The 18,367-nt window shown below is 73.4% G+C and carries 16 protein-coding genes; 11 read left to right on the top strand and 5 right to left on the bottom strand.

Going from position 1 to position 18,367, the window contains the following annotated elements; translation table 11 throughout:
- Positions 1 to 49: 49 nt before the first annotated feature.
- The gene (locus ACZ5ID_RS26550; RefSeq protein WP_468902689.1) at positions 50 to 916 is read left to right on the top strand and encodes a hypothetical protein; all 867 of its coding nucleotides are present in this window, start codon (positions 50 to 52) and stop codon (positions 914 to 916) included.
- A 267-nt stretch (positions 917 to 1,183) separates the two neighbouring features.
- Here ACZ5ID_RS26550 and disA read toward each other — a convergent pair whose 3' ends face one another.
- Both disA and radA read right to left on the bottom strand, forming a co-directional pair.
- Positions 1,184 to 2,308, bottom strand: coding sequence for a DNA integrity scanning diadenylate cyclase DisA (gene disA / locus ACZ5ID_RS26545; protein ID WP_406556550.1), 1,125 nt, complete (start codon positions 2,306 to 2,308; stop codon positions 1,184 to 1,186).
- 36 nt (positions 2,309 to 2,344) lie between these two features.
- Positions 2,345 to 3,754: a DNA repair protein RadA gene (gene radA / locus ACZ5ID_RS26540; RefSeq protein WP_358836337.1), complete on the bottom strand. Its 1,410-nt coding sequence runs from the start codon at positions 3,752 to 3,754 to the stop codon at positions 2,345 to 2,347.
- Between the two features lie 285 nt (positions 3,755 to 4,039).
- Here radA and ACZ5ID_RS26535 point away from each other — a divergent pair, with 285 nt between their 5' ends.
- Positions 4,040 to 5,704 carry a BACON domain-containing protein gene (locus ACZ5ID_RS26535; RefSeq protein WP_468902685.1) on the top strand — a complete coding sequence of 555 codons (1,665 nt, stop codon included), beginning with the start codon at positions 4,040 to 4,042 and terminating at the stop codon, positions 5,702 to 5,704.
- Positions 5,705 to 5,727: 23 nt separating this feature from the next.
- Here ACZ5ID_RS26535 and ACZ5ID_RS26530 read toward each other — a convergent pair whose 3' ends face one another.
- Positions 5,728 to 6,540 carry a DUF3109 family protein gene (locus tag ACZ5ID_RS26530; protein WP_468902682.1) on the bottom strand — a complete coding sequence of 271 codons (813 nt, stop codon included), beginning with the start codon at positions 6,538 to 6,540 and terminating at the stop codon, positions 5,728 to 5,730.
- Positions 6,541 to 6,580: 40 nt separating this feature from the next.
- Here ACZ5ID_RS26530 and ACZ5ID_RS26525 point away from each other — a divergent pair, with 40 nt between their 5' ends.
- The 4 genes from ACZ5ID_RS26525 to ilvD all read left to right on the top strand — a co-directional run bounded on the left by ACZ5ID_RS26525 (position 6,581) and on the right by ilvD (position 11,112).
- Positions 6,581 to 7,513 (top strand): Ppx/GppA family phosphatase, encoded by a 933-nt coding sequence (locus ACZ5ID_RS26525; RefSeq protein ID WP_406556909.1) that lies wholly within the window; start codon positions 6,581 to 6,583, stop codon positions 7,511 to 7,513.
- A gap of 112 nt (positions 7,514 to 7,625) precedes the next feature.
- On the top strand, positions 7,626 to 8,441 hold the full coding sequence (locus tag ACZ5ID_RS26520) for a sugar phosphate isomerase/epimerase family protein (protein ID WP_406556910.1): 816 nt from the start codon (positions 7,626 to 7,628) through the stop codon (positions 8,439 to 8,441).
- Entirely contained in the window at positions 8,438 to 9,076 is a 639-nt protein-coding gene (locus ACZ5ID_RS26515) for a TetR/AcrR family transcriptional regulator (protein ID WP_468902678.1), read from the top strand. Before ACZ5ID_RS26520 ends, ACZ5ID_RS26515 begins: the two co-directional genes overlap by 4 nt.
- Positions 9,077 to 9,261: 185 nt before the next feature.
- Complete coding sequence (gene ilvD, locus ACZ5ID_RS26510; RefSeq protein ID WP_468902675.1) at positions 9,262 to 11,112, top strand: dihydroxy-acid dehydratase; 1,851 nt, start codon at positions 9,262 to 9,264, stop codon at positions 11,110 to 11,112.
- Between the two features lie 182 nt (positions 11,113 to 11,294).
- Here ilvD and ACZ5ID_RS26505 read toward each other — a convergent pair whose 3' ends face one another.
- On the bottom strand, positions 11,295 to 13,511 hold the full coding sequence (locus tag ACZ5ID_RS26505; RefSeq protein ID WP_468902673.1) for a protein kinase domain-containing protein: 2,217 nt from the start codon (positions 13,509 to 13,511) through the stop codon (positions 11,295 to 11,297).
- Positions 13,512 to 13,649: 138 nt separating this feature from the next.
- On the opposite strand from ACZ5ID_RS26505, the gene ACZ5ID_RS26500 reads away from it, so the two are divergent.
- The 5 genes from ACZ5ID_RS26500 (at position 13,650) to proC (ending at position 17,794) form a co-directional block, all read left to right on the top strand.
- Positions 13,650 to 13,958, top strand: a complete 309-nt coding sequence (locus ACZ5ID_RS26500; protein WP_468902670.1) for a peptidase — start codon at positions 13,650 to 13,652, stop codon at positions 13,956 to 13,958.
- Positions 13,959 to 13,988: 30 nt separating this feature from the next.
- Entirely contained in the window at positions 13,989 to 14,468 is a 480-nt protein-coding gene (locus ACZ5ID_RS26495; RefSeq protein ID WP_468902667.1) for an EamA/RhaT family transporter, read from the top strand.
- A 712-nt stretch (positions 14,469 to 15,180) separates the two neighbouring features.
- Positions 15,181 to 16,020, top strand: a complete 840-nt coding sequence (locus tag ACZ5ID_RS26490; protein WP_468902664.1) for an ABC transporter ATP-binding protein — start codon at positions 15,181 to 15,183, stop codon at positions 16,018 to 16,020.
- Positions 16,017 to 16,835, top strand: a complete 819-nt coding sequence (locus ACZ5ID_RS26485) for an ABC transporter permease (RefSeq protein WP_468902661.1) — start codon at positions 16,017 to 16,019, stop codon at positions 16,833 to 16,835. Before ACZ5ID_RS26490 ends, ACZ5ID_RS26485 begins: the two co-directional genes overlap by 4 nt.
- Before the next feature lie 149 nt (positions 16,836 to 16,984).
- On the top strand, positions 16,985 to 17,794 hold the full coding sequence (gene proC, locus ACZ5ID_RS26480) for a pyrroline-5-carboxylate reductase (protein WP_358837815.1): 810 nt from the start codon (positions 16,985 to 16,987) through the stop codon (positions 17,792 to 17,794).
- Positions 17,795 to 18,082: 288 nt separating this feature from the next.
- Here proC and ACZ5ID_RS26475 read toward each other — a convergent pair.
- The coding region (locus ACZ5ID_RS26475; RefSeq protein ID WP_468902658.1) for a hypothetical protein at positions 18,083 to 18,367 on the bottom strand (285 nt) is incomplete at its 5' end.

The raw sequence follows: 18,367 nt of genomic DNA, 5'->3' as shown, positions 1-18,367 counted from the left end.
GCGGCGGGTGGGGCGGGAGTTGGGGCGGAACTCTCGTAGAGTTTCGCCCGTGGGATCTCTGCGCAATCCGGTCGGGCCGCTTCCCTCCTCCATCTACTGGCGACGGAGGGCAGTCGCGCTGTCCCTGCTCGCGCTGCTCGTGGTGGTGATCCTATGGGCCGTCAGTTCCGGTGGCGGGGGCGGTGGTAAGGGCAGCGGCAACGACAAGGGCGCCCACCCGGCCCCCTCGATCACCCCGGGGCCGGGGAGTTCGGGGCCGGCGATCAGTACGGCGCCGGGCGGCCGGGACGAGTCCCCGGGCACCTCGTCCTCGGGCTCCTCCGGCGGGGCCTCCTCAGGTGGTGCCTCTTCCGGCGGTACGGCGGGCGCGTCGTCCGACGGGGGCGGCGGCAACGGGGGCGCGGACGGCGGGGGTTCGGGCTCGGTGGGCGGCGCGGGCGCCGTGGGCGGCGGCTCCTCGGGCGGCGGCGGTGGTGGCGGTGGTACGGCACGCCAGGTGCCCGCCGGGTCCTCGCTGCCGGTCTGCGCGCCCGGACAGCTGAAGCTGACGGTCCACAGCCTGAAGAACACCTACGCGCCCGGGGAGAAGCCGCAGGTCGTCATCTCCGTCGAGAACACGGCCGACTCCACCTGCAAGGCGGACCTCGGGCCCAAGGGGGCGGTCCTGGTGGTGACGGACTCCGGCGACGACAAGGTGTGGGCGTCGGACGACTGCGTGAACGGGGCCGGCAGCGAGCTGTTCCAGGTGCCGGGCAAGGCGACGGTGACACGGGTGGTGGCCTGGGACCGGACGCGGAGCGCGGCGCGGTGCGCGACGCCGCCGCCGGGTGCGGCTTCCCCCGGCACGTACCTGTTCGAGGTCCAGGCGACGGGCCTGCCGGTGGCCCGGGCCCCCTTCTCCCTCGCCAAGGACTGAGACCCGCGGGGGTCAGTGTTCGTCTGCGGACGGTGGTGGGCTGGTCGCGCAGTTCCCCGCGCCCCCAACTACCTGGGGGCGCGGGGAACTGCGCGAGAAGCGGGCACGGTCCGCAGACGAACGAGGGTTTCCAGGGGCGCGGGGAACTGCGCGACCAGCCACAGACAACCCGCAGACGGCCTCCCGGCCCAAAGTCCCGGCCCCCGGCCAAAACCCCGGCCGCCCGCCAGAGGGCTTTCGGGAAGGGGCGGGGTGGGGGAAACCCCCCTACACGTACCGCTCCAGGATCGACGACTCCGCCAGCCGCGAGAGCCCCTCGCGCACGCTCCGCGCCCGCGCCTCGCCGACCCCGTCGACGGTCTGGAGGTCGTCCACCGACGCCGCCAGCAGCTTCTGGAGGCCGCCGAAGTGCTCCACCAGGCGTTCGATGATCGCGCCCGGCAGCCGGGGCACCTTGGCCAGCAGGCGGTACCCGCGGGGCGAGACCGCGGAGTCGAGCGTCTCGGGCGATCCGCTGTAGCCCAGCGCTCTCGCCACTATGGGCAGTTCGAGGAGCTCCGCGTGGGTGAGGTCGTTGAGCTCCGTCAGCGCCTCGGCCACCGTCCGCGAGCGCTTCGCCGTCGGCTCGGGCACATAGTCCCGGACCACCAGCTCCCGCTCGGGCTCGACGCCCGCGATCAGCTCGTCCAGCTGGAGCGAGAGCAGCCGGCCGTCGGTGCCCAACTCCACCACGTACTCGGCGATTTCCGTGGCGATCCGGCGGACCATCTCCAGGCGCTGGGCGACGGCCGTGACGTCCCGGACCGTCACCAGGTCCTCGATCTCCAGGGCGGAGAGCGTGCCGGCCACCTCGTCCAGGCGCAGCTTGTAGCGCTCCAGCGTCGCCAGCGCCTGGTTCGCCCGCGAGAGGATCGCCGCCGACTCCTCCAGGACCCGGCGCTCCCCGTTCACGTACAGCGCGATCAGGCGCATGGACTGCGAGACCGAGACCACCGGGAAGTTGCACTGCTTGGACACCCGGTCCGCCGTGCGGTGGCGGGTGCCCGTCTCGTCGGTGGGGATGCCCGCGTCGGGGACCAGCTGGACCCCGGCCCGGTGGATCTTGGTGATGTCCTTGTCCAGGACCAGCGCGCCGTCCAGCTTGCACAGCTCGCGCAGTCGCGTCGCGGCGAACTCGACGTCCAGGACGAAGCCGCCCGTGCACATCGAGTCGACGGTCTTGTCGAGGCCGAGGACGATCAGGCCGCCCGTGTTGCCCCGCAGGATGCGCTCCAGGCCGTCACGGAGTGCGGTGCCGGGCGCGACCGCGCTCAGCGCGGCACGCATCAGCGCTTCGTTGCCGGAGCCTGTGCCGGACTTGCCGGATCCCGCTGCCCGGTCGTTGGCTGCCACTGCACTCCTCCGGTCGCAGACGTTCGACGGCAAAGTCTACCGGCGCTCCTCCTCCGCCCGCGGGGCCTCGGCCCGACGCCCGCGCGGCAGCACCCGCAGCGCGTCCCCCATGTCGGCGACTTCCGTGACCTTCATACCGGCCGGGACCTTCCCGGGGTCGGACGGCACCAGCGCGTGCGTGAACCCCAGGCGGTGGGCCTCGGCCAGTCGGCGCTGGACGCCCGTGACCCTTCTGACCTCGCCCGCGAGCCCCACCTCGCCGATCGCCACCAGGTTCTTCGGCAACGGGGTGTCGCTCGCCGCCGAGGCCAGCGCGAGGGCGATCGCCAGGTCCGCCGCGGGCTCGGAGAGCTTCACGCCGCCGACGGTGGCGCTGTAGATGTCGCGCTTGCCCAGCGCGGTGATCCGCCCGCGCTGCTCCAGGACCGCCAGCATCATCGAGACCCTGGAGGTCTCCAGGCCGGAGGTGGTGCGCCGGGGCGAGGGGATCTGCGAGTCCACGGTGAGCGCCTGGACCTCGGCCACCAGGGGCCTGCGGCCCTCCAGGGTCACCGTCAGACACGTACCCGGCACGGGCTCGTCCCGACGGGTGAGGAAGAGACCCGAGGGGTCGGTCAGGCCCGTGATGCCCTCGTCGTGCAGCTCGAAGCAGCCCACCTCGTCCGTCGCCCCGTACCGGTTCTTCACGCCGCGCACCAGGCGCAGGCGCGCGTGCCGGTCGCCCTCGAAGGAGAGGACCACGTCCACGAGGTGTTCGAGCAGACGGGGACCCGCGATCGCGCCGTCCTTGGTCACATGGCCGACCAGGAGCGTCGCCATCCCGCGCTCCTTGGACGCCCGGATCAGCGCGCCCGCCACCTCGCGCACCTGTGCCATGCCGCCGGGCGCCCCGTCGATCTCCGGAGAGGCCACCGTCTGTACGGAGTCGAGGACGAGCAGGGACGGCTTGACCGCATCCAGATGGCCCAGGACCGCGGAGAGGTCCGTCTCCGCCGCCAGGTACAGATGGTCGTTGAGGGCGTTGATCCGGTCGGCCCGCAGCCGGACCTGGCTCGCGGACTCCTCACCCGTCACATACAGCGTGGGGTGCTCCTCGCGGGCCGCCTTGGCGGCGACGTCGAGCAGCAGCGTGGACTTGCCGACACCCGGCTCCCCGGCGAGCAGCACCACCGCGCCCGGCACGAGCCCGCCGCCGAGGACCCGGTCCAGCTCGGCGACGCCGGTCGAGCGGGCGGTGGCCTGGCGGGCGTCCACCTGGCCGATCGGCAGCGCGGCGGTGGAGACCCGGCCCGCCGCCGTCGTCCGCACCGCGGGCGCGCCGTACTCCTCGACCGTCCCCCAGGCCTGGCACTCGGGGCAGCGGCCGAGCCACTTGGCGGTCGTCCAGCCGCATTCGGTGCAGCGGTAGGACGGCCGGTCCTTCGCGGATTTCGTACGGGTAGCCATGACGTCACCGTAGCGGCGGCCACTGACAGCGCCGCCGGGCGGCGGCCCCGCGCGGCCCGGGTCCACCGCCGCGGGCCGTTCCCCCACAAGGCCGTAGGGCGTTCCCCCACAAGGCCGTAAGGCGTTCCCCCACATGGAGGAAGGCAACGTTCCACACCGGGGAAGGCAAGCCTCCGCGATAGAAGGCACGGTTCCTGTCCCCTTTTGAGGGATACATTCACCCGTAAGGAGTAAAAGTGCTCAAGCGGCACGAAGGACGCGGGATCCTGCGCCTACCTTCGCCGGGTGAAGAGCAGCGGTCTGGATCACCCCACGCACACCACCGGCGCACACCGGGCCCAGCGCGGCGCGCCCCGGACGTTGACCCAGCGCCCGCCCGCGCGCTACGAGGCGTATCTCGACGGCCTGTTCACGTACTGCCTGTCCGTGCTCTGCGACCACGACGAGGCCGTCCACGTCCTCGGTGACGTCCTGGCCGTCTCCGAGCGGCAGCACGCGCGCTGCCCCGACCCCGAGGCCGAGCGCAAGGCGTGGCTGTACGCGCTGGCGCGCTGGTCCTGTCTGCGCAAGCTCGCCGAGCGCAGACGCGCGCGCAAGGGCGCCCACACCGGCCGCCCGCAGCCCTCCGAGCAGGACCCCGCCGCCTCGGCCGCCCCCGAGGAGGCCGAGCGCCGGCACCGCGAACTGGCCCTGCTCGCCTGGCCCGAGGCCGCCGGCACCACGCCCGAGCAGCGCGAGGCCCTGGAGCTCGCCGTCCGCCACCGGCTCGGCCCGCGCGAGGTCGCCGCCGTCCTCGGCATGAGCTACCCGGCCGCCCGCGAGCTGCTCGCGGCCGGCGCCTGCGAGGTCGAGCGGACCCGGGCCGCGCTCGCCGTCGTCGAGACCGGCGGCTGCCCGGCGGTGGCCCGGCTCATCGGCGACCACCAGGTGCTGCTCTCGGCCGCCCTGCGCCGCGAGCTGGTCCGGCACGTCGACGACTGCCCGCGCTGCCGGCGCGCCGCCGAGCGCGCGGGCGCCGCCGGACCCTGGCCGGGCTCCTCGGTCACCCCGGCCGCCCTGCCGCTGGCCGAGGCCCCGCGCGCGGAGGCGTACGCGGCGATGCTCCACGTCCCCCGGACCCGCGGCAGCGGCCCCCGCTTCGACCGGTCCGGCTTCCCGATGGACCCCAAGGACCGGGCGGCCCGCCGGGACCGGCTGCGCGCGCGTGCCGTGACCACCACGGTGGTGGCCACGGTGGTGGCGGCGCCCGCCTTCGCGCTCTGGGCCGCCTACCGGGGCGCCCCCGCGACCGGCGAGTCCCCCGACGGCGCCAAGATCACCGCCAGTGAGGCCGACAGCGGCCCGGCGGGGCTGCCGTACGAGCGCTACGAGAACGCGGGCAACGCCCGCACCGACCCCGACCCCCGCGTCGGCCGCGGCGGCCGGCCCCCCGCCGACGTCTCCGTGGAGGTCGTCAGCCCCGGCTCGGCCAGTCCCACGGGCCCCGGCGAACTCACCGTCTCGGCGCGCTCGCAGGGCGGTGTGACGGTCCTCACGCTCACCGCGAGCGGCGACGCGCCGGTGACCTGGTCGCTGTGGACCGACGCGCCGTGGCTCGTCCTCAGCCGTACGGGCGGGACGCTGGAGGCGGACGGAAGCGTCTCCGTGTCCGTGTCGGTCGACCACGCGCGCGAACCGCGCGGCCACTGGTCGGCCCAGGTCGGTGTGCGGCCCTCGGGCGCGGTCGTCAGGCTCACCGGAGTGGGGCAGGGCACCCGGGCCGTCCCGCCCGTCTCGCCCGAACCCGGCACCCCGTCCTCGCCCGACCCGACACCGCCGACGACGCCGCCCGCCTCCCCGACACCGACCAGCCCCCCGCCCACCCCGTCCGCGCCGTCACCGACGCCGACGGCGCCCACCACACCGCCGGACACCCCGAGCGGCTCGGCGTCCCCGCCGCAGTCCTCATGAGGCCGGGGCGGGGCGCCGGGCCCTCAGCGGGCCGGGTCCGCCGGGTGCGGTGCCACCAGCGGCAGCGCGGAGGCGAGCCGCGCCTCGCACAGGCCCACGAGCACGTCGTACGCCTCCTTGCCCATCAGCTCGGTCAGCTCCGGCCGGTAGGTCACATAGACCGGCTCGCCCGCGCCGTGCGCCGAGGTCGCCGAGGTGCACCACCAGTGCAGGTCGTGGCCGCCCGGCCCCCAGCCGCGCCGGTCGTACTCACCGATCGAGATCTGCAGCACACGCGTCTCGTCCGGCCGGTCGATCCAGTCGTAGGTGCGCCGCACCGGCAGCTGCCAGCAGACGTCCGGCTTGGTCTCCAGCGGCTCCTTGCCCTCGCGCAGCGCCAGGATGTGCAGCGAGCAGCCCGCGCCGCCCGCGAAGCCGGGCCGGTTCTGGAAGATGCAGGAACCTTCCCACCTGCGGGTCTGCCGCTCGCCGTCGTCATCGAGCTGGACCCAGCCGTTCTGGGTGCCCTCGTCGTGGAACTGCCACAGCTCCGGCGTGAGCCGCGCCACGTGCCCCGCCACGCGCTTCTCGTCGTCCTCGTCCGAGAAGTGCGCGCCGAGCGTGCAGCAGCCGTCGTCGGCGCGGCCCGCCTGGATGCCCTGGCAGCCGCTGCCGAAGACACATGTCCACCGCGAGGTCAGCCACGTGAGATCGCAGCGGAAGACCTGTTCGTCGTCGGCGGGGTCGGGGAACTCCACCCACGCGCGCGGGAAGTCGACCCCCTGCTCGTCCGCCCGCGGCCCGGGAGTCCTGGGGGTCTTGGCTTTGCCCGGCTTCGCCTTTTTCGTCTTTGGCACGGGACAAGCGTATGTCCGCGACGGCAGTAGCGTTCAGCCCATGAGACTCGGAGTCCTCGATGTGGGGTCGAATACGGTTCACCTGCTGGTGGTGGACGCGCACGCCGGTGCCGCGCCGCTGCCCGCGTACTCGCACAAGGCCGAGCTGAGGCTCGCCGAACTCCTCGACGAGGACGGGGCGATCGGGCCGGAGGGCGTCGACAGGCTGGTGGCCACGGTCAGTACCGCGCTGATCGCGGCCGAGGACAAGGGCGTCGAGGAGATGCTCCCGTTCGCCACCTCCGCCGTACGCGAGGCCAGCAACGCCGACCTGGTGATCGGCCGCGTCAAGGAGGAGACCGGGGTCGACCTCGGCGTCGTGTCCGGCGAGGAGGAGGCCCGCCTCACCTTCCTGGCGGCCCGCCGCTGGTACGGCTGGTCGGCCGGGAAACTGCTGCTCCTGGACATCGGCGGCGGCTCCCTGGAGATCGCGTACGGGATCGACGAGGAGCCCGTCGCGGCCGTGTCGCTGCCGCTGGGCGCCGGCCGGCTCACCGCGGCCTGGCTGCCCGGCGACCCGCCCGACCCCTCCGACGTACGGGCGCTGCGCCGCCACGTCCGCGCGCAGATCGCCCGGACCGTCGGCGAGTTCGCCCGCACCGGCTCCCCGGACCACGTGGTCGCCACCTCCAAGACCTTCAAGCAGCTGGCCAGGATCGCGGGAGCCGCCCGCTCCACCGAGGGCGTGTACGTCCAGCGCACCCTGAGCCGCCGGTCGCTGGAGGAGTGGGTGCCCAAGCTCGCCGCGATGACCACCGAGCAGCGCACCACGCTGCCGGGCGTCTCCGAGGGCCGGGCGCGCCAGCTGCTCGCGGGGGCGCTGGTGGCCGAGGGGGCGATGGACCTGTTCGGCGTGGAGGAGCTGGAGATCTGTCCGTGGGCGCTGCGCGAGGGCGTGATCCTGCGCCATCTGGACCAGCTGCCGACGGGATGACGGGCGGGGCGGCCGGGGCGTCCGGGGCGGCGGACCCGGCGGGGGCATCGGGTTCCGGCCAGGTGGACGGTCCCCTCGCGGGCGCCGTCGCGGGTGCCCGTAGGCTGTCTCCGTGGCAGAACCAGTAGTGCGCATCCCGGATGCGAAGGTCGCCCTGTCGACGGCTTCGGTCTATCCGGAGTCGACGGCGACGGCCTTCGAGATCGCCGCACGCCTGGGGTACGACGGCGTCGAGGTCATGGTCTGGACCGACCCGGTCAGCCAGGACATCGAGGCCCTGCGACGGCTCTCGGACTACCACCAGGTGCCGATCCTCGCCGTTCACGCCCCCTGTCTGCTGATCACCCAGCGGGTCTGGTCGACCGACCCGTGGGTGAAGCTCCAGCGGGCGAGAGCCGCGGCCGAGAAGCTCGGCGCCTCCACCGTGGTGGTGCACCCGCCGTTCCGCTGGCAGCGCCAGTACGCCCGTGACTTCGTCACCGGTATCTGGCGGATGGCCGACGAGACGGATGTGCGGTTCGCCGTCGAGAACATGTACCCGTGGCGCTACCGCGACCGGGAGATGCTCGCGTACGCACCCGACTGGGACGTCACCAAGGACGACTACCGGCACTTCACGGTCGACCTCTCGCACGCCGCGACCGCCCGCACCGACGCCATGGCGCTCGTCGACCGCATGGGCGACCGGCTCGCGCACGTCCACCTCGCCGACGGCAAGGGCTCGGCCAAGGACGAGCACCTGGTCCCGGGCCGGGGCAGCCAGCCGTGCGCCGAGCTCCTCGAAGGGCTCGCCCGCACGGGCTTCGGCGGGCACGTCGTCATCGAGGTCAACACCCGCCGGGCCATGTCCGCGGCCGAACGCGAGGCCGACCTCGCGGAGGCGCTCGCCTTCACCCGGCTGCACCTGGCGTCGAAGGTCCGCCGGTGACCGAAGCCGCCCCCGCGTCCGCCCCGCGCCGCCGCGGGCGGGGCCGGCCCCCGCGCGCGGAGGCCGACAGCGGCCCCGGCGCGCGCCAGCGGATCCTGGAGGCGGCCCGCGCCGAGTTCGCCGAGCGCGGCTACGACAAGACGTCGGTCCGCGGCATCGCCAAGGCGGCCGGCGTGGACGCGGCGCTGGTCCACCACTACTTCGGCACCAAGGACGAGGTGTTCGAGGCGGCGGTGGAGATGACCCTGGAGCCGGTCCAGCTGGCTCCCGCGGTGGTCGGCGCCGGAGCCCCCCTCGACAGCGTCGGTGAGCGCATGGCCCGCTACTTCATCGAGGTCTGGGAGAACCCCGCCACGCGCGCGCAGCTCCTGGCGGTGTTCCGCTCGGCCCTCACCCACGAGGCGGCGGCGAAGGTCCTGCGCACCCTCGTGCTGCGCCGCGTCCTGGAGCGCGTCGCGGCGGAGCTGAAGGTCCCCGACCCCCGCTTCCGCGCGGAACTCGCGGCGTCGCACATGGTGGGGATCGCCGTCCTGCGCTATGTGATCAAGGTGGAGCCGATGGCGTCGGCGGACCCGGAGGAGATCGTCCGGATGGTGGCGCCGACGCTGCAGAGGTATCTGACGGACCCGGGCTGACCCGGGCTGACCCGGGCCGCACCCGTCGGACGGGCCGGAGCCGCTCCGGGCCCGGCCGGCGGCCCCGAGCTTCCGGATACCGAGCCGGGCATCCCGCCATCCGGACGAGCTGTCCGGATCCTGGAGTCGAGGCGTACGCTCGAAGCAGCCCGATCCGGCTATCTGGATGCTGAGGAGCGACCGCAATGCCCGAGCTGAGGTCCCGCACCGTCACCCACGGCCGCAACATGGCCGGCGCCCGCGCCCTGATGCGTGCCTCGGGCGTAGCCGGCGCGGACATCGGCAAGCCGATCATCGCGGTGGCGAACAGCTTCACCGAGTTCGTGCCCGGGCACACCCACCTCGCCCCCGTCGGCCGTATCGTCTCCGACGCGATCCTCGCCGCCGGAGCAGTCCCCCGCGAGTTCAACACCATCGCGGTCGACGACGGCATCGCGATGGGCCACGGCGGCATGCTCTACAGCCTCCCCTCCCGCGACCTCATCGCGGACAGCGTGGAGTACATGGTCGAGGCGCACTGCGCGGACGCCCTCATCTGCATCTCCAACTGCGACAAGATCACCCCGGGCATGCTGATGGCCGCGATGCGCCTCAACATCCCCGCCGTCTTCGTCTCCGGCGGCCCGATGGAGGCCGGTCAGGCCACCCTCGTCGACGGCACCGTCCGCAAGCTCGACCTCATCGACGCCATGGTCGACGCCGCCAACGAGAAGATCTCCGACGCGGACGTCCTGCGCATCGAGGAGAACGCCTGCCCCACCTGCGGCAGCTGTTCCGGCATGTTCACCGCCAACTCGATGAACTGCCTCACCGAGGCCATCGGCCTCAGCCTGCCCGGCAACGGCTCGGTCCTCGCCACCCACACCGCCCGCCGCGCCCTGTACGAGAACGCGGCCCGCACGGTCGTCGACATCACCAAGCGGTACTACGAGCAGGACGACGCCTCCGTCCTGCCCCGCTCCATCGCCACGCGCGCGGCGTTCGAGAACGCCATGGCCCTCGACATCGCCATGGGCGGCTCCACCAACACGATCCTGCACCTGCTCGCCGCGGCGCAGGAGGCCGACCTCGCGTACGACCTCCGGGACATCGACGCCGTCTCGCGCCGCGTCCCGTGCCTCGCCAAGGTCGCGCCCAACGTGGCGCCCACCACCACGTACTACATGGAGGACGTGCACCGCGCCGGCGGCATCCCCGCCATCCTCGGCGAGCTCTACCGCGCGGGCCTGCTGAACGAGGACGTCCACACCGTCCACTCCCGCTCCATCAAGGAGTGGCTGGACGCGTGGGACGTGCGCGGGGGCTCGGCGACGCCGGAAGCCGTCGAGCTGTGGCACGCGGCGCCCGGCTGCGAGCGCTCGGCGACCGCGTTCTCCCAGTCCAAGCGGTGGGAGACGCTCGACACCGACGCGGCGAACGGCTGCATCCGCGACGCCGCCCACGCGTACTCCAAGGACGGCGGCCTCGCGGTCCTGCGCGGCAACCTCGCCGAGGACGGCTGCGTCGTGAAGACGGCCGGCGTCGACGAGTCCATCTGGACGTTCGAGGGCCCGGCGGTCGTCTGCGAGTCGCAGGACGAGGCCGTCGACAAGATCCTCCGTAAGGAGGTGAAGGAGGGCGACGTCGTCGTCATCCGCTACGAGGGCCCCAGGGGCGGTCCCGGCATGCAGGAGATGCTGTACCCGACGTCGTTCCTCAAGGGGCGGGGCCTGGGCAAGTCCTGCGCCCTGGTCACCGACGGCCGCTTCTCCGGCGGTACGTCGGGCCTGTCCATCGGCCACGCCTCGCCCGAGGCGGCGTCCGGCGGCACGATCGCCCTGGTCGAGGACGGCGACCGCATCCGCATCGACATCCCCAGCCGTACGATCGAACTCCTCGTCCCCGAGGCGGAACTGACCGAACGCCGCGCGGCGCTGGGCGGGGTGTACGCCCCGAAGTCCCGCGAGCGCAAGGTGTCGGCGGCGCTGCGGGCGTACGCGGCGATGGCGACGAGTGCGGACCGGGGCGCGGTCCGAGACGTCTCCAAACTGGGCTGACCCCGCCAACCCCCGTGCGGGGCCTGCGGCCCCCTGCGCCCCGCTGTTTTCGTCTGCGGACCGTGCTGGCTTGCTCGCGCAGTTCCCCGCGCCCCCCCCAACCCCCCCCGCTGTGGGCAGTCGTGCCGCCAGGGGCGGCACGGGTGGGCACAGCGGCACCCCGGCCCCGGCCGGCCGCCGCCTCACCCCCGGCCCAGCGCCCCCGCCCGCACCCCGAACACCACCCCGTCCGGCGCGCTCCCGTACACCACGGCACCGGCACCAACACCCGCTCCCGCCCCCACACCCCCAACCACCGGCGCCGGCAGGCTCGGCGTGAAGGTGTCGCGGCCCGACGCCATCCGCGGCCCGGTCTGCCCCACCAGCACCCCCCGCCCCGCGTCCACCACCAGCAGCCGCCCGTCGGACGCCGTCACATACACCCGCCCACCCCCCACCACCGGCCGCGACGCCCGTGCCGCGCCCGTCTCCAGGCGCCACACCTGAGCGCCCCGCCCGGCGTCCACCGCCAGCAGCGCCCCGCCCGCCCCGAACACGTACACGGTGTCACCGTCGACCGCCGCCTGAGCCTGGTCGACGGGAGCGGGCAGCGGGGTGCGGCGCACGGGCCGGGCGGCGCTCGCGGTGTCCAGGCGTACGACCTCCGTAGTGAAGCTCTCCGCGTCCACCGCCAGCAGCGTGAGCGCGCCCCCGCCCGCCCCCACCGGCCCCAGCGAGCCCGGCAGCCGCTTGGTCCAGAGCACCTTCCCGGTGTCCGGCGCGACGGCCGTGACCAGCGAGTTCGCCGCGTCCTGGGCCACCGAGACGGCGTACAGCGCGGTGCCGCCGGGCGCCGCCACCCACTGCGCCGTCGCGGCGGCGGGCCGCCCGTGCCAGCGCTCCTCACCGCTCGCGCTGTCCAGACAGCGCACCTCACCGCCACTGTTGGTGAACAGGACGGAGGAGTCGCCGAAGGCGAGGGCGCCGCGCCCCGGGAGCGGGCGGGTCCAGCGCCTGGCGCCCGTCGCCGGGTCGAGCGCCTCGATACGGCCCGCGCCCGGCGGGGCCACGAGGACGAGCCCGCCGGAGATGCGGGGCTGCCCGTCGTCGGCCACCCGCCCACCCGCGCCCGTGGCCTTCACCGACCACAGGACGCGCCCGCTCGCCGGATCGAGCCGGGCCGCCGTGACACCGGGGGCGGCGCAGTACAGCGCCCCGCCGCCGAGCGAGCAGGCAGGCGTACGGTTCCCGCTCCCGCGCCCCGCGAGCGACACGGCCCAGGGCGTGAACGCCCGCCCCGCCCCGGCCGACGCCTCCGCCCCCCGCGGATCACCGCCGTCCCCGCCCCCGGCCATCCGTACGCCCACCACCGCACCCGCGACCACCGCCACCAAGGCGGCAGCGGCGGCGGCCCACCGCAGCGGCCGGCGCGCCGCCCGCCGGGGAGCGGCCGAGGACGGCCCGGCCTCCCGCCGGTGGGTCGGCACGTCGGAGCCGTCCTGGTCACCGCCCGGCCAGGGCCGCCCCGGCACCTTCTCCACCGGATTGCTGAAACGCTGGGTCGGGATGAAGGCCTCGGTGCCGTACGCCGCCGAGCGCAGCTCCGCCATCAGCTCGTCCGGCGTGGGCCGGTCCTCGGGCTTCTTGGCGAGACAAGCGCTCAGCACCGGAACGAGGTCGTCGGGAACCCCACTCAGATCGGGTTCGTTGTGGACGACCTGGTACGCCACGATGTAGTGGCTCTCGGAGTCGAACGGCCCGTTCCCCGTCGCCGCGTGCACCAGCACCGCGCCCATCGCGAAGACATCGGCGGCCGGCCCCACCTCGCGCGGCGACTGGAACTGCTCCGGCGCCATGAACGGCGGCGTGCCGATGAGCCTCCCGGTCTCGGTGCGCAGATCACTGTCGTACGGGCGCGAGATGCCGAAGTCGATGACCTTCGGCCCGTCGGCGGCGAGCAGCACGTTGCTCGGCTTGAGGTCGCGGTGGACGACCCCGGCCCGGTGGATGTCCCGCAGCGCCTCGGCGAGCCCGGCACCCAGGCGCCGCACCTGCGAGGCCTCAAGGGGCCCGTTCCGCTTCACTTCCTCGGCGAGGGTGGGCCCGGGGATGTAGAGGGTCGCCATCCATGGCCGCGCGGCGGCCGGATCGGCGTCGACGACGGACGCGGTGAACGCGCCGCTCACCCGCCGCGCGGCCGACACCTCCTGTCTGAACCGCGCCCTGAACTCGGGGTCCTTGGCGTGCTCGGCATGGACGACCTTGACGGCCAGACGCAGACCGGAGGCGGACGCGGCCAGATGGACCACACCCATGCCACCCGAGCCGAGCGTCGACTCCAGCAGATACTGCCCGGCGTACTCCGGTACCCCCGGACGTTCCGCTTCCGGGCCCGGCCCCGTGCTGCGCAACGGCGGCATCGCCCACCCCCGTGTGTTCGTCCCCGAGCGCGACGCTCGGAGCCTAGTCGATGATGCGTGCGAGACCCGAGGGGCTTGCTAGCCTGCGGGTCGCGTGCGTGGCGTACGCAGAGTGACGGTGACGGGGGAGGCCAGGACATGGCTACGGACGAGCTCGCGGGTGTGCAGAGTGCGCGGAGTGAGACGAGTGAGACGACGACGAAGCGGTACCCGGTGGCGCCGGGCGTACAGCTGAACGTCCGCAGCGGCCCCGGCACGGGATACCCGGTGATCAAGGTGCTCCCCACCGGGGTGAGCGTCCCGATCAACTGCCAGTGCCCCGGTACGACGGTCTCCGGCCCGTACGGCACGTCGAACATCTGGGACAACATCGCCAACGGGCAGTACGTGTCGGACGCGTACGTACGGACGGGCAGCGACGGCTACGTGGCGGTCCGCTGCGGCTAGCCGCCCCCCGGGAGCGGCGATAATCGACCCATGAGCGACCAGAACGCCGACGGCACGGGCGCGGGCGGCCCCGAGCCCGAGCCCATCCGCTTCTTCGGTACGACGTGGGTCGACCACGACGGCGGCTACGGCCTGCGCCGCGCCGGGGTGGCGATCGGCGCCCTGGCGGCGGCGGTGGCGGCGTGCGTCGTGCTGCGCCTCGCGTACGAGGGCCTCCAGATCGCGGACACCGGCGCCTTCGTGACCGTCCTGGTCGTGGTGATGTTCGCGCTGTGCAGCGCGATGGCGTTCCGCAAGACCTGGGACGGCTTCTCGGCCCGCCCCACGGACCCCGAACGCGAGCGTTCCCTCCAGGGCCTGAAGGCGATCGGCTTCGTGGGCTCCCTCCTGGCCTACGCGTTCCGGGCCCTGCGCGAGGCCCCCGGCGAGTCCCTGCACCGCAGGGAGTACGAGGAGGCACTGAAGCGCCAGGAACGCCGGAAGGCCCGGAAGAGGCCGAAGCGGGGTTAGTGCCCGGGGGCCTTTTCCCCGGCCGCCCCGGAGCCCCCGGGTCACGTCTCCGGGGGCTGCACTCCGCCCACTTCTGACTGCCACCGGCCGGCGTGGCCGGAGGTTGCACTCCGACGCCCCCCGACCCAGAGGCATTTCCGGCGGCCACCGGCCCCGGGGGGCTTTCTGGCTGCCAATCCGTCCCGGGGCACCTCCTCGGACTGCCCCCTGCCCAGGGCACCTCCTCGGCCGCCGCCCCAGTCCTGGCCTGCCCCGCGCGGAGGGGCCGCGCCCCGGCCCCGACGACCGATTTGCGGGCTTATGGGGCCACGAGTCCCGACCCGCCAAAGTCCTGAACCCGTTTCCGCGAATGAATCCACAGGCTGTGGACGAGCACGGCCACGGCGCGCGCCGGGCGTCGACGGTCCCGGGGCTCGGCGCGCGGGCCGGCAGGGCCTGGCGGGGGGGCACAGGGCCGCAGGCCCGTGCCTTCAGGGGCGCGGGGAACTGCGCGATCAGCCCCCCACCGGCCCGCAGGTCACCTACGAGCGGGGCGCAGGGGCCGCAGGCCCCGCCTGTCGGGCCGGGGACGCAGCCACGGCAGCAACCCCCACCCGGCCGCCCGCCGAGGGCTTTCGGGAAGGGGCGGGGCGGGGAGACCAACACCCCAGCCACCACACCACCGCCCCCCACCTCCTTGACGCCCACCCCCTCCCCCCGCAATATTCAACACATGATGAATTATAAGCCGGGCCACCCGCCCAACCCCCCAACAAACCCCACCCCCACCCCCACCCCCACCCCCGCCCTAACCGCCACCGCCCTAACCGTCACCCGCGGCCCCCACCAAGTCCTCCACAACCTCCACTTCACCGTCCCCCGAGGCCGCATCACCGGCCTCCTCGGCCCCTCCGGCTGCGGAAAGTCGACCCTGATGCGCTCCGTCGTCGGCACGCAGGCCAAGGTCTCCGGCACCCTCACCGTCCTCGGCCGCCCCGCCGGCTCCCCGGTCCTGCGCCCCCTGATCGGGTACGTCACCCAATCACCCTCCGTCTACGACGACTTGACGGTACGTCAGAACCTGGAGTACTTCGCCGCCGTACTCCAGCCCGGCCACCCCCACCGGACCACCCGCACCACCGCCGTGGACCGCGCCATCACGGACGTCGCCCTCACCACCCACGCCGACACCCTCGCGGGCCACCTCTCCGGCGGCCAGCGCAGCCGCGTCTCCCTCGCGGTCGCCCTGCTCGGCACCCCCGAACTGCTCGTCCTCGACGAACCGACCGTCGGCCTCGACCCCGTCCTGCGCCGCGACCTGTGGAACCTCTTCCACACCATCGCCGCCGAACGGGGCACCACGATCCTGGTCTCCTCGCACGTCATGGACGAGGCCGAGCGCTGCCACAGCCTGCTCCTGATGCGCGACGGCCGGATCCTGGCCGAGGACACCCCCGAGGCCCTCCGCACCCGTACCGGCGCGGCCACCGTCGAAGAGGCCTTCCTGACCCTCGTGGACGAGGCGGACCTCGACGACCGCACCCCGCTCCCCGAGAAGGAGGCAGCACGATGACCACCCCCACGACCACAAGCACCCCCACCCCCACTCCCACCCCGACCCGACGGGCCACCCCCACCGCCCGAACCACCCCCACCCCCGCCCGCACCCTCGCCACCACCGCCCGCGTCCTGCGCCAGCTGCGCCACGACCCCCGCACCATCGCGCTCCTGCTCCTCGTCCCGGTCGCGATGATCACCCTGCTGCGGTACGTGTTCGACGCCTCGCCCCGCACCTTCGACAGCATCGGCGCGTCCCTGCTCGGGATCTTCCCGCTGATCACGATGTTCCTGGTGACCTCGATCGCCACCCTGCGCGAACGCACCTCCGGCACCCTCGAACGCCTTCTCGCCATGCCGCTCGCCAAGGGCGACCTCATCGCGGGCTACGCCCTCGCCTTCGGCCTGCTCGCCATCGTCCAGTCGGCCCTGGCCACCGGCGTCTCCCTGTGGGTCCTGGGCCTGGACGTGCTCGGCTCCCCGTGGCTCCTCCTGCTGGTGGCCCTGCTCGACGCCCTCCTGGGCACGGCCCTCGGCCTCTTCGTCTCGGCCTTCGCGGCCTCCGAGTACCAGGCGGTCCAGTTCATGCCGGCCGTGATCTTTCCCCAGCTGCTGCTCTGCGGCCTGCTCACCCCGCGCGACTCCATGCAGCCCGCCCTGCACGCCGTCTCGAACGCCCTGCCCATGTCGTACGCCGTCGACGCGATGACCCAGATCGTCCACCACCCCGACCCGACCACCACGTTCGTACGCGACATCCTGATCGTCGCCGCCTGCGCGCTGCTGGTCCTGGCCCTGGGCGCCGCGACCCTGCGCCGCCGCACCTCCTGAAACGCGTACGGAACACGGCACCCCACCCGTACCGCCGTACCGCCGTACCGCCCATCGGACACCCCACCCCCCACGCCCCGCACGGTGCGAGGATGACGAGGGCAGACCCGCACCACGGAGCGACCCCGCACCACCCGGAGGGTGACCGCATGACCCACACCGTCGCAGTCCTCGGCACCGGCAAGATCGGCGAAGCCCTCCTGAGCGGGATGATCCGCGCCGGCTGGAACCCCGCGAACCTCCTCGTCACAGCCCGCCGCCCGGAACGCGCCGAGGAACTGCGCACCCGCTACGGCGTCGACTCCGTCAGCAACGCCGACGCCGCCAAGCGCGCCGACACCCTGATCCTCGCCGTGAAGCCCCAGGACATGGGCCGCCTCCTCGACGAGCTCACCCCGCACGTCGCCCCGGACCGCCTGGTCATCAGTGCCGCCGCCGGTATCCCGACCGCGTTCATCGAGGAACGGCTCGCCCCGAACACCCCGGTCGTCCGTGTCATGCCGAACACCCCCGTCCTGGTCGACGAAGGCATGTCCGTCATCAGCGCGGGCAGCCACGCCACCCCGACCCACCTAGCCCATACGGAGGAGATCTTCGGCGGCGTCGGCAAGACCCTGCGCGTCCCGGAATCCCAGCAGGACGCCGCCACAGCGCTCTCCGGCTCGGGTCCGGCGTACTTCTACTACCTGGTCGAGGCGATGACCGACGCCGGCATCCTGCTCGGCCTGCCGCGCGCCCAGGCCCACGACCTCATCGTGCAGGCCGCCATCGGCGCCGCCGTGATGCTCCGCGACAGCGGCGAACACCCCGTCAAGCTCCGCGAGGCGGTCACCTCACCCGCGGGCACCACGATCAGCGCGATCCGCGAACTGGAGAACCACGGCGTACGGGCCGCCCTGATCGCGGCCCTGGAGGCGGCCCGCGACCGCAGCCGTGAGCTGGCCTCGGGCAACGGCTAGCCCCCCGACCGACCCTCCGCGGCCCCTCCGCCAACCCCCGCCCAGGACCACCCGGATGGCCCCTGGGCCGGGGTTGACACGTACTTGGCCCGTACGTAGTGTTCTCCGAGTTGTCCGACGTGAGCGCCGACTCCGGTCGGTCCCCGGACAGCCATTCCGCACCAACCACTCGATCCGAACGGCGAGCATCGCCGTCTCGTTTTTCGTGCGCTTTTGCGAAATGAGGAATCCGCGTTCGATAAGGACGCAGCCCCGATTGGCATCGGGGGCCGGGATTCCGCTAAAGTCTCACTCGTCGGAACGGCCGAACAGCCGGGAAGACAAACCGACTTGACCCGGGAAACCGGAAATCAGGCCCGAAAGGATCTGATAGAGTCGGAACCGCCGGAAGGCCGAAAGGCCGGAAAGCACCGAGGAAATCGGACGCGAAAGAGTCTGATAGAGTCGGAAACGAAGGAAGCGCCCGGAGGGCCCGGAGACGGGAACGAAGGAAGCGTCCGTACCTTGAGAACTCAACAGCGTGCCAAAAGTCAACGCCAGATTGACAACCCCGGCCTGCCAGTGATGGTGGGT

Source organism: Streptomyces sp. NPDC031670 (assembly GCF_055580545.1).
This window is presented reverse-complemented; position numbering and strand designations above follow the sequence as displayed.

Bases quoted from the DNA above. Each gene is read 5' to 3' on its own strand.
- radA (WP_358836337.1), bottom strand. From the start codon at position 3,754: ATGGCTACCCGTACGAAATCCGCGAAGGACCGGCCGTCCTACCGCTGC.
- ACZ5ID_RS26525 (WP_406556909.1), top strand. From the start codon at position 6,581: ATGAGACTCGGAGTCCTCGATGTGGGGTCGAATACGGTTCACCTGCTG.
- ilvD (WP_468902675.1), top strand. From the start codon at position 9,262: ATGCCCGAGCTGAGGTCCCGCACCGTCACCCACGGCCGCAACATGGCC.
- ACZ5ID_RS26505 (WP_468902673.1), bottom strand. From the start codon at position 13,511: ATGCCGCCGTTGCGCAGCACGGGGCCGGGCCCGGAAGCGGAACGTCCG.
- ACZ5ID_RS26500 (WP_468902670.1), top strand. From the start codon at position 13,650: ATGGCTACGGACGAGCTCGCGGGTGTGCAGAGTGCGCGGAGTGAGACG.
- ACZ5ID_RS26495 (WP_468902667.1), top strand. From the start codon at position 13,989: ATGAGCGACCAGAACGCCGACGGCACGGGCGCGGGCGGCCCCGAGCCC.
- ACZ5ID_RS26490 (WP_468902664.1), top strand. From the start codon at position 15,181: ATGATGAATTATAAGCCGGGCCACCCGCCCAACCCCCCAACAAACCCC.
- ACZ5ID_RS26485 (WP_468902661.1), top strand. From the start codon at position 16,017: ATGACCACCCCCACGACCACAAGCACCCCCACCCCCACTCCCACCCCG.
- proC (WP_358837815.1), top strand. From the start codon at position 16,985: ATGACCCACACCGTCGCAGTCCTCGGCACCGGCAAGATCGGCGAAGCC.